We start from the raw sequence: 10,852 nt of genomic DNA on the forward strand, positions 1-10,852 counted from the left end.
GCCGCCGTGGGTGCTCAGCTCAGATCCAGTGGTCGTCACGGGCATAACCAAGCCTCTCCGCCATCGCGAGCACGTCGGCGCTCAGCACGGACCGGATTTCGTCCTCCCGCGCCCGCCACCGGCCGGGGCGTGGTGCGGCGGTGGCCACGGTGGCGGCGATGCCGTCGGTCGCGGCCCGCTTCAGCGGCCCGTCGAACGGGACCCCCAGCCAGTCCGCGATCCGCTCGACGGCGTCCGCGCGGGCGTGCCGACCGCTGATCAGGTCCTCGAACCGCACCGTGTGATCCGCCCCGTGCGCGAGCGCCGCACGGTGACTCGACAGCCACTGGTGGGCGCAGACCCGGGGCAGGGCGGCGGCGGTGTACGCGGGCCAGCAGGGGGGTAGGTCGAACTTCCACCAGTGCCGGTCGGCCGGTCGCACGTCGGCGTATCCGGCGATGCGCAGTGGTTCGTCCAGCCGGTACGCGTGGAAGCCGTGGTGCAGCCACCCGTCGACCAGGCCGTTGATCGACGCGGCCGGGTTCCTGGTCAGGTGCAGCACCCGCAGGCGCGCGCGGGGGAAGACCGCCCGCAGGAAGTCGAGCCGGTAGGCGTTGCCCGGCGTCTTGATCACCAGTGGCTTCGTGGCGAGGTCGTGTTCGTCCGCGGGCCGCCACGGGCGGGGGAGGACGAAGGGCGGCTCTTCGACAAGTACGTCACCGGGCGGCCCGGTCGGTCGTGGTCCCGGACACTGCCCGGGAAGGTCGTAGTACCAAGGGTTCACGCCGGCCCTTCCGATCAGCGCCCGCGCGAACCGGGGGAGATCACGGTCCATTACCGCTTCGGCGGTCCGCACCAGGTCGACGGGATCGAGGCCCTGCCCCGGCCACTGCACGACCAGCCGCCACGCCGCGTCCACCGCCAGGTTCTCCATGCCGGTGCCGGGAGAGCCCGCGTCCAGGGCCAGTTCCGCCTCGAACAACGCCCGGGACCGTGGGTCGAGCTCGTGCCAGTGCGCCGCGTCCAGCACGTCGGATCCGGTGCCGCTGTGCGGGTGGTCGAGGCCGACCAGCCGCAGCAGCGGATTCAGCTCGGCGCGCAGGTGCAGCAGGTGCGGCGAGGACCGCAGCAGTTCGGCGAGCATGCTCGACCCGCCCCGCGAACTCGACACGACCACGACGAGATCGCGCACCTTCGTGCGCAAGTGCGGCACCGGCGTGCCCCGCAGCGGCCGCAGCACCTCCAGCCCGCGCACGACCTCGGCGACCGGGTGATCCACGGTGCGGCTAGGCATGGTCGGGTTTCCGCACCGAGTACACGCACCAGCGCCACCGGTCACGCACCGAGCCGTCCGGCAGCACCTCGAACGGGTGTGCGGCGCGCACCTCGCGCGGTGCGTCGTAGTAGAGGCGGTAGATCTCCTGCCGGTTCGCCGGAGTAGTCTCGTGGGTGTCGATCCACCGGTCGATCGACTCCCACAGGAAGTACTCCTCCATCTGCACGTCGGTGAACCCGCCGCCGGTGAGCAACGCCCGGAAGTCCTCCTCGCGGAACATCTGGTAGAGCAGTGGCTGCTTCTTCTTGAACACGCGGAACATCCAGAACGCGTCCACGTCCGCGTACGGCACGATCTGCCCGACGATGAACTGCCCGCCCGGCCGCAGCACACGGAAGATCTCCGACACCGGCCGCTCCGGCTGGGGCAGCAGGTGCAGCACCTCCCGGGTGACCACGAGGTCGAAACTGGCGTCGGGGAACGGCAGGTCGTAGACGGTGCCCTGGTGCACGACGTCCAGCCGGGTGGCGGCGAGCGCGGCCATCTCCGGGGTGAGGTCCAGCCCGACCATCTCGCCGACCCGGCCGCGGAACGCGCCGCCGACGACACCGCTGCCGCAGCACACGTCCAACATCCGCGCGTCCGGCGGCACCGCGCACAGCTCCGCGTGCTTGCCGAGCAGGTCCTCGTCGGTGAGCCAGGCGCACGAGTCGTGCCAGTCCTTCGAGCGGATCCCGAACTGCCGCTGGTAGACCTCGTAGTCGACCTCGACGGCCCGGGTCCGGGAGCGGGCCGTCCGCCCGGCCAGCCGCGCGGCGAGCCGGGCCCGACTCGCGTCGACGGCCCGTTCGGCGATGCGGCGGGCCAACTCCGGATCGGCCGCCAGTGCCCGCCGCACCTGCTCGGTGACGACGTCGAACACGCGGTCGCCCGCGTCGTCGTTGCGCAGGGTGCGTTTGGTCTGGCCGTCGAAGCGCGCGTCCGGGATCCGGATCGCGATCACCGCGGTCAGCCCCTCCAGGATGTCGACCACGGTCATCTTGTCCGCGGACGGGCCGAGGTGCTCGGCCACCACCCCGGCCAGCGCGGCGCGCAGGGCGTCCACGTGCGACCCGCCCAGGTCGGTGCGGATGGTGTTGACGTAGCTGAAGATCTGCTCCGCGTACCCCTCGGTCCACTGGACGGCGGCGTCGATCACGCACCCGTCCCCGGCCCAGGTGATGGTGGCCGGCTCGGCGTGCACCTTCTCGGCGTCGCGGGCGCGGTACGCGAGCAGGCCCCGCACCCCGGTCGTCTCGCACAGCGACTCGTGCCGCCCGGTGCGGTGGTCGGTGAGATCGACCCGCAGGCCCGGGTGCAGGTACGCGATGTCGAGCAGCCGGGCGTGCACCAGGTCCGCGTCGAGCGCGCACGAGGAGAAGATCTCCGGGTCCGGGCGGAACCACACCCGGGTGCCGCGGCGGTCGCTGTCGCCGACCCGCTTGAGCGGGGTCTCGATCGAGCCCCGGGCGAACGACTGGCTGTGGTGCGCGCCGTCGCGCCACACGTCCAGCCGCAGCCACTGCGACAACGCGTTCACGCAGGCCAGGCCCACGCCGTGCAGCCCGGCCGAGGTCGCGTACGAGGAGTGGTCGAACTTGCCCCCCGAGTGCAGCGTGGTGAGCACGAGCTCACACGCCGGGATCCCGGCCTCCGGGTGCGGACCGGTGGGGATGCCCCGGCCGTCGTCGGTGACCGAGCAGGAGCCGTCGCCGTGCAGCTCCACCGAGATCGTGCCGCAGTGCCCGGCGGCGGCCTCGTCCACGGCGTTGTCGACCAGTTCGAGCACCAGGTGGTGGGCGCCGTCCGAGCCGGTCGACCCGATGTACATCGACGGGTTGCGTCGTACCGCCTCCAGCCCGGAGTAGACGGTGATCGCCTCGGCGGTGTAGTCGGTGGTCATGGGGCTCCGTTCCCGGCGAACCGCGGCTCGGTCAGCCCGGTGAGGGCCTGCTCCAGCCGGTCCAGGTGCGTCTTCTTCAACGTGCACAGGGTCTCCAGCCAGCTCGCCAGATCGGCCACGCCTTCCGTGTGCGCCCGCGCCGCCAGGCCGGGGTAGCGTTCGGTGGCCTCCCCGAGGTCGCCGCTGATCGCCGCGGCGAGGTTGCGGCGGGTGTCGCCGAGCGCGCGGCCGGTGCCCGGGTCCTCGCCGCCCAGCAGGTCGCGCAGCACGTCCAGGTGCCCGTGGGCGGCGCAGACCACACTCTCGGCGAGCTCGCCGAACACCCGGGCGGCCTCGGTGTGACCCTCGATCTCGGCGACCCGTGCGAAGTAGGTGTACCGTGCCGCGGTGGCCGCCTCGGCGAGGAACGCGGCCTGCACGCCGTCGGCGAGGGACTGGTCCGGTTCCATGTCAGACCCTCGTTCCCGAGGCGACGACGAACAGCATGTGGTCGGTGATCCGCCCGTCCGCCTCGGCCACCGCGTGCCGTGCCCGGAACGCGGGGGACGCCTTCCGGTAGCGGTCCCGGATGGCCTCCCGCGCGTCCTCGCCGATCGCGCCGTTGTCCGACCACACGTCCACGTCCTCCACCGACACGTACCGCTGCGACCGCACCGGGTCGCACCCCGCGCCGGCGAGCAGGGCCTCGACGTCGTCGGGCCGGAAGAAGTGCCGCCGGGCCGGGTTGCGCAGCCGCAGGATCTCGAAGTACTCGTCGCGGTCGTCGTCCCCGTAGGCACACAGGTGGGTCAGCACGATCCGCCCACCCGGCCGGGTCACCCGCACCATCTCCCGCACCGCGTCCGGCAGCGTCATGAACTGGATGCCCTGACGGCACACCACGATGTCGAACGTGCCGTCACCGAACGGCAGCTCCTCGGCCGGGGCGATCACCAGTTCGTCGAGCACGTCGCGCGCCTGCTCGGCCATCTCCGGCGTGATGTCCACGCCGACCAGCCGCCGCACCCGCCCGGCGAACTGCCTCGACACCAGTCCGGTGCCGCACGCCACGTCCAGGACCGCGTCACCCGGCCGGGGCGCGGCCGTGGACAGCATCAGCTCGCCGAGCGCGTCGTCGGTGCACCACGAACTGGACCGGTCGTAGGTGCTCGCGCGGTCGGCGAAGTGCGTGCGGACGCTTCCCGTTTCGTTCATCTGCTCTCTCCTGCCAGAACCAGGGCGTGGCCCGACGTCGCGCGGCGGCGCAGCCGGCGGACGGTGGCGTCGCGCCGCCAGCGCCGGAAGTGGTTGCGGTCGGTGCGCAGCGATCGCGCCTCCACCGCCAGTCGCACCGCGAACCCGCGCAGCGCGACGCCGAGCGGACCGGGAGCCGGTTCGTCCAGCGAGGCCTCGTCGAACGGGTAGCCGAGCGTCTCCATGGCCCGCGCGGTCACGCTCTCCACCTGCCGCCGCTCCCGGTCGGACAGCCCCCGCCGGTGCGCGCCGATCCGGGCCGTGGTGATCGGATCGCCCGCCGTGCGCCAGGACGCCGACAGCGACGCGGTCACCCGGGCGTTGCCACTGAGGTGGTGCGCCAGCATCGCGGGCTCGACCGCCTCACCGATGAAGTCGCAGATCGCCCGGATCTCCCGGTCGGGCGCGGACACCAGGTCCTCGTACCGCACCAGGTGCACCACGGTCGGCCCCCACCGCTCCAGGGCCGCGCGGGCGAGCTCCTGTTCGGCCGCCCACCGCAGCGCCATGCGGTACGGGTGGCAGTGGCCGAACACGGCCCGCTTCGCCGACGCGACCACGTCGCGGGGATCGCGCACCAGCCACAGGAACCGCGCGTGAGGGAGTTCGGCGAGCACCTCGTCGACGTGTTCGACCATGAACGTGCTCTTGCACCCCCACCGGGCCGCGCCCTCCGCGACGCGGTACTGGTCGTAGATCGCCGACACCACCCCGAACAGCGACGGGCCGGCCGCCTCGGTCACCGCGGCCCGGTCGATCACGTGCGGCCACGGGTGGATGTGGTGGCGCAGCAGCCGCATCGCGTCGCCCACCATCGCGTCGACGTCACCGTCGTACGGGATGCCGGACAGGTACCGCATGAAGTGCGGCGGGTGCGGGACCGCGATCCGTGAGTGCGCGTCGAGCACCAGCCGCAGCAGGTTCGACCCGGAGCGCTCGGTCCCGATGATCAGGATCGGGCCGTCCTGAGGGGACACCGGTCAGACCCCGGCCGAGAGCTTCTTCGCGCCGCAGTCCATCAGCGTGCTCCCGACCGCGGCCACCTCCGCGTCGGCCACCTTGTCCAAGGTGTACTGCTCGGAACCGGGAACCAGGGGCGCGGCGGCGGAACTCCACTGAGTGCGCCAGCCGGTCCCGGCGTACGACGTCGAGCGCACGGTGCCGTCGGCCGGCTGCGGGTGGAAGTACTGGAAGTGCTCCGGCCAGTGCTGGAAGTCCATCACCGGGCCGGGCTGATAGGCGTCATACACCCGCTTGTACGCGTCCCGGCAGACCTGCTCAGGCAGTCCGCTCACGTTCAGGAACTCGTCCTCGTGCAGCGCCTGTTCGACCGACAGCCAGTTCAGGTGGTCGATCTCGGTGCGGATCATCTTGTTCCGCACCGCGTCCTGGTACACCGTCGTACCGGGCATGGCCGACAGGTACTTCACCCGGGTCACATGGTTGTACTGCTCGGCGAACTGCACCATGTCCGACAGGGACTCCTCGGTCTCGTTCGGCAGACCGACGATGAGCAGCGAGCCGAACCGCACGCCGCCGTCGAACGTGGTGCGCATCGCGCGGACGGTCAGGTTCTCGCTGCTGCCCTTGCGGGCCTCGCGCAACACCTCGCGGCCCAACGACTCGACGCCGTACAGGATGATGTCCGCACCCGCGTCCCGCATCGCGTCGATGCGCGGCACGTCCATGTCGGCGCACCGGGTCAGACAGGTCCACCGCAGATCGTGCTGGGAGATCACGTCGCACATCTCGATGGTCTGGCCGCGGTGCGAGCTGAACGTGAGGTCGACGAAGAAGCAGAACTCCACGCCGTACTGGGTTTTCAGCCAGTCGAGGTCGCGGTCCATCTTCTCCGGCGACTTCGCCCGCACCTGCGGGGTGGTGCGGTAGCAGAACGAACAGTCCATCTTGCAGCCGCGACTGTAGGACGAGATCACCTGCGGCTGCATGCCGAGCGGCGACCGCGACTGGGGCCACAGGTCGAGCCGCATCCTGGGCAGCGCGTCGAGATCCATCATCTGGCCGCGCGGCGCCGTGCGGCGTGCGTTTCCCTTCTCGTCCCGGTAGCAGATGCCCTTGATGGTCGGGAGGTCCTGCTTCCACGAGCCGCGGGCGTAACTCTCCATCAGCTCCAGGATGGTGATCTCACCCTCGCTGATCACCGCGATGTCGCAGTCGGTGTCCGACATGAACACCGACGGAACCGAAGTGACCAGCGAGCCGCCGCAGATGATCGGTATGTCCGGGTGCGACTCGCGGACCATCGCCATCAGCGCGCGACAGAACGGGAAGTTGTCCTCGAACGTGCACACACCGAGCACGTCGGTGCCTTCGATGATCTGCTCGTACGCCGCCTGTAGTGGGTTCGGGGTGTAGCGGACGTCGACGATGCGCACCGGGTACCCGGCGTTGTGCAGCACGGTCGAGATGTACGTCGCACCCTCGTAGGGTGAGGTGAGGAAGAACTCCCACCCGCGCGGCATGGTGAACGGCGAGGGCCCGACGATGAGGGTGAACCTCGGCAGCGTGGGATCGACAGGCACCGGTTCGGCGTCCTGGTTGCGCATTTGCTCGATGTAGCGCTGGTCGACGCCGCCGTTCGCGTCGGCATACAGCTCCAGGGCCAGGGACAACTTGCGCGCCATGGTGAATTCTCCCTCGTGTCACGGGGGTGGACGCTCCGCCAGGTGACTGTAATGGCGGGGTGTGCCGTTCGGCACGGGTGTTCATTCATGCCGCACTGTTCGTCCTTGTCGTACGCGGGGAGCCCGTTGTTAGCCTTCGGTCCCGCTGGCGTCGACGGACGAAAACAGAGGAATCCCGGTGACCACACAGCCGAACATCCTGTTCATTTCCCTGGACACCGTGCGCGCCGACGTGGCCTATTCGGGGAAGTACCCCGGCGTGGAGCGGCTGCGCGCGAGCGGGGTCAGCTTCACTCAGGCGATCTCGTCGTGCCCCCTGACACCGGTCAGCCACGCCACGGTGTTCACCGGGCTCCAGCCACCCCGCCACGGGGTCAGACACCTGTTCCGCGAAGCGCTGGACAAGCAGGTTCCGACGCTGGCGGAGTGCCTGTCGGCGGCCGGTTACACGAACGGCGCGGTGGTGTCCTGCCCCGGCCTGAACCAGTGGTACGGGATCGACCGCGGTTTCGACTTCTACGACGACGAGATCCCGCTGCTGCCCGACGGCCGGGACCCGCTGTCGGTCGGCGACGTGAAGCTGCGCGGACTGGCGCTCAAGCGCGCGCCGCTGGTGGTCGAACGCGCCACCCGCTGGCTCCAGTCGCTGGACGGCGCCAGCCCGTTCTTCCTGTTCGCGCACTTCTTCGACGCGCACTGGCCCTACGAGCCGCCCGAGGACGTCGGCGTCGAGGTGGCGAACCCGTACGAAGGCGAGATCGCCTACACCGACCACTACGTCCAGCTCCTGCTGCGCCGCATCGCCGAGATGGGCCACGACATCGAATCGATGCTGGTGGTGTGCTTCTCCGATCACGGCGAGGACCTGGCCGGGTGGTACCCCAACGACCACGCCGGCGACCTCGGCCACCCGTACGAAGAGGGCCACGGCTGCCTGCTGTTCGACGCGACCCAGCACGTGCCGCTGATCATCAGCGGCCCCGGGGTGCCGGCGGGAATGAGCGTGGACAGCCAGGTGCGGCTGGTCGACATCATGCCGACGGTGCTCGACCACCTCGGGCTGGACCCGCGGTCGTCGGACGGTGCCTCGCTGGCCGAGTTCTTCGCGAGCGGCACCGGGGCGTCCCGCGAGGCGTACTCGGAGACCTACTTCCCGCAGGAGCGGGCCGCCGCCTCGGACGAGTACCCGGACCTGAAGGCGCTGCACGCGGTGCGGGCGGACGGGCGGAAGGTGATCTGGGAGGCGGACGGGCAGCAGGTGTGGGCCTACGATCTCGCCGCCGACCCCCACGAGCTCGGCGGGCGGGTCCTCGTGTCCGATGAGGACGCGTGAAACCAGGGGCGACCTCGACGCCTCGTTCGGTCCGCCGGGTGCTCGTCGCGAGCACGATCGGCACCGCCATCGAGTGGTACGACTTCTACCTGTACGCGACGGCGTCCGCGCTGGTGTTCGGCCCGCTGTTCTTCCCGGGAACGTCGACTGCCGGCGGTGTGCTCGCGTCGTTCGCCACCTACGCGGCCGGGTTCGTCGCGCGCCCGCTGGGCGGCCTGCTGTTCGGCCACTTCGGCGACCGGGTGGGCCGCAAGTCGATGATGGTGTGGACGCTGCTCGTCATGGGCGTCGCCACGTTCGGCATCGGCCTGCTGCCCACGTATGACACGGCCGGGGTCCTCGCGCCGGTCCTGTTGGTGACGTTGCGCGTTGCCCAGGGCATCGGCATCGGAGGCGAATGGGGAAGCGCGGTGCTGCTGAGCACCGAACACGGCCCGCCCGAACGTCGGGGCTTCTTCAGCAGCTGGCCCGCGATGGGCTTCGCGGTGGCGCTGTTCGGCAGCAACCTGACCTTCGTGCTGATCTCCAAGCTGCCCGAGGAGGACTTCCTGACCTGGGGGTGGCGGCTGCCGTTCCTGGCATCGAGCGTCCTGGTCGGCATCGGCATCTGGGTCCGGCTGGGGGTCGAGGAGACACCGGAGTTCCTGCGTGCCCGGGCGCAGAACCGCGCCGCCCGGGTGCCGGTGATCATGGTGCTGCGGCGGTGGCCGCGCCGTGTGGTGATCGGCATCCTCGCTTCGCTCGGCACCGGGTCGGTGATCGCGACGTTCACCGTGTTCCTGGTGGCGCACGCGGCGAAGGCCGGGCCTCAGGTGCGGTCGACCGTGCTGACCGGGCTGATGATCGCGGCCCTGGCCGAGTGCGTGACCCTGCCGGTGTTCGGCGCGCTGTCCGATCGGTTCGGCCGCCGCCGGGTCATGATCTTCGGCTACCTGGTCGCGGTGGTGGCGATGGTCCCGGCGGGCGCCTGGCTGTCCTCGGGCGATCCCGTGCTGGTCGCCCTGGTGTTCATCCCCGCGCTGACTATCGCCCACGGTGCGATCTACGGTGCCCTGGCGGCGTTCCTGGTGGACCTGTTCCCGACCATGGTGCGGTTCTCCGCGATCGCCGTGACCTACCAGGTGGGCGTCACCATCTCCAGCTTCTTGCCGCTGATCGCGGTCGCGATCACCGGTGACTCGTCGACGCTGCTCCCGGTGGTCGCCATGTTCGCGGTGGTCGAACTGGCGGCGGCGATCGCCGTGGCGTGCGCGCCGGACTCACGCGCTGACGGGGACCCGGCCGCGGACCCGGCAGGCGAGCGCCGACCAGTCAGCCGCGCAGTCCAGGGCGAGGTCGGCAACGACCGGTGACCAGCGCTGGGGGACGGCGGCGGCGAGGCGGTCCCACTGCGCGGCATCGAGGGTGTTGGCGTCGAGCAGCCGCAGGAGCGCGCGGCCGACCTCGGAGAACCGCAACGACGGATCGGTGCGCAGCGAGAGCAGGAACCGGCCTCGTTCGGCGCGCGGCGCGCCGTTGGTGACGTGGTCACCGCCGGTGTCGTTGACCGGTGCGTTCTTTTCCGCGCGCTGTCCTGCGGAAAGGCGATGCCGTGATGGAATGGGATCCTCGCCGCGGCGCATTCTTTCCCGGACGTCCCGGGCGGTGCCGACCGATATTCCGGCGATGCGGGCGATCTCCCGTAACGAAAGATCCGGGTTCTTCGAAATCGCCTGACTCGCAATCGTGCGTCCGTGGGAGGCGTCGAGTGGCCGCACTTTCCCGTCGCGGCCGAGGCGGGTGTTCAACTGAGTCATTTCCCCGGTTGAACCCTGCCGGATCGCGGCCACCGTCTTGGTGGACACCCCGGCCGTCGACGCGATCAGGCGGTCCGACAAGTGCGGATGCGACGAGAGGATCCGGGAGGTGGCGGCGGTGCGGTCAGCCAGCGTCAGCGGTAACCCCTGGGTCACGTTGACGCTCACGGCCAACACGAACGCGTCCTCCTCGGTGCCGTCGACGAACTGCACCCCGATGGTCGCGTCCCCGCGCAGTCTGGCCGCGCGCAGGCGGTGCACGCCGTCGATCACCTGCATGGTCGGCCGGTGAACGAGGATCGGCGGGAGGTCGTCCGGACACTGCGCGAGCGCGCTGACGTGGTCGGGACTGGAGCCGGCGACCCGCACGAGGCGCGTTTCGGTCACCTGATCGACCGGCACGAACGTCGGTGGCGTGTCCCTTGACCGCGTACCCAACGATGTCCCGATCATCCGAACTCCTCCAGCTGGGCCAACCCATTTCCGGGCACGACGTGGGCACGCTCGGCAGCGTGTGACTGATTCAGATCTCGGGAAGCGGCTACAAGGTACTGGCCGGGCCATGGAACCGAACAGACCGGCGGGACAGGATTTTTGTTAGCAAGTTCTCACGCAAGTTCTCACAATTGCCATTGAGGTCGGCGCATC

Annotated in this window: 9 protein-coding genes; 2 read left to right on the forward strand and 7 right to left on the reverse strand. The window is 70.4% G+C overall.

Going from position 1 to position 10,852, the window contains the following annotated elements:
- Window positions 1–19: 19 nt before the first annotated feature.
- The 6 genes from ACFV88_RS15170 to ACFV88_RS15195 are packed head-to-tail and all read right to left on the reverse strand — an operon-like array spanning window position 20 to window position 7,075.
- Window positions 20–1,273 (reverse strand): sulfotransferase, encoded by a 1,254-nt coding sequence (locus ACFV88_RS15170; RefSeq protein WP_385490670.1) that lies wholly within the window; start codon window positions 1,271–1,273, stop codon window positions 20–22.
- Entirely contained in the window at window positions 1,266–3,197 is a 1,932-nt protein-coding gene (locus tag ACFV88_RS15175) for a methyltransferase domain-containing protein (RefSeq protein ID WP_385490673.1), read from the reverse strand. Before ACFV88_RS15175 ends, ACFV88_RS15170 begins: the two co-directional genes overlap by 8 nt.
- A complete protein-coding gene (locus tag ACFV88_RS15180; RefSeq protein ID WP_385490676.1) occupies window positions 3,194–3,646 on the reverse strand; it encodes a rubrerythrin family protein in 453 nt (150 codons plus the stop codon). Before ACFV88_RS15180 ends, ACFV88_RS15175 begins: the two co-directional genes overlap by 4 nt.
- 1 nt (window position 3,647) lies before the next feature.
- Window positions 3,648–4,391 carry a class I SAM-dependent methyltransferase gene (locus ACFV88_RS15185; RefSeq protein WP_385490679.1) on the reverse strand — a complete coding sequence of 248 codons (744 nt, stop codon included), beginning with the start codon at window positions 4,389–4,391 and terminating at the stop codon, window positions 3,648–3,650.
- Complete coding sequence (locus ACFV88_RS15190) at window positions 4,388–5,407, reverse strand: sulfotransferase family protein (protein ID WP_385490681.1); 1,020 nt, start codon at window positions 5,405–5,407, stop codon at window positions 4,388–4,390. Before ACFV88_RS15190 ends, ACFV88_RS15185 begins: the two co-directional genes overlap by 4 nt.
- 3 nt (window positions 5,408–5,410) lie before the next feature.
- On the reverse strand, window positions 5,411–7,075 hold the full coding sequence (locus ACFV88_RS15195) for a B12-binding domain-containing radical SAM protein (RefSeq protein WP_385490684.1): 1,665 nt from the start codon (window positions 7,073–7,075) through the stop codon (window positions 5,411–5,413).
- A 178-nt stretch (window positions 7,076–7,253) separates the two neighbouring features.
- On the opposite strand from ACFV88_RS15195, the gene ACFV88_RS15200 reads away from it, so the two are divergent.
- Together ACFV88_RS15200 and ACFV88_RS15205 are read left to right on the forward strand one after the other, a co-directional pair.
- Window positions 7,254–8,408 carry a sulfatase gene (locus tag ACFV88_RS15200; RefSeq protein WP_385490687.1) on the forward strand — a complete coding sequence of 385 codons (1,155 nt, stop codon included), beginning with the start codon at window positions 7,254–7,256 and terminating at the stop codon, window positions 8,406–8,408.
- Window positions 8,405–9,760 carry an MFS transporter gene (locus tag ACFV88_RS15205; RefSeq protein WP_385490689.1) on the forward strand — a complete coding sequence of 452 codons (1,356 nt, stop codon included), beginning with the start codon at window positions 8,405–8,407 and terminating at the stop codon, window positions 9,758–9,760. Before ACFV88_RS15200 ends, ACFV88_RS15205 begins: the two co-directional genes overlap by 4 nt.
- On the opposite strand, the gene ACFV88_RS15210 is transcribed toward ACFV88_RS15205, so the two are convergent.
- Window positions 9,668–10,657 (reverse strand): transcriptional regulator, encoded by a 990-nt coding sequence (locus ACFV88_RS15210; RefSeq protein WP_385490692.1) that lies wholly within the window; start codon window positions 10,655–10,657, stop codon window positions 9,668–9,670. The two genes, ACFV88_RS15205 and ACFV88_RS15210, sit on opposite strands and share 93 nt — an antisense overlap.
- Window positions 10,658–10,852 lie beyond the last annotated feature (195 nt).

This window comes from Streptomyces sp. NPDC059816 (assembly GCF_042732055.1).
Classification (GTDB): domain Bacteria; phylum Actinomycetota; class Actinomycetes; order Streptomycetales; family Streptomycetaceae; genus Streptomyces.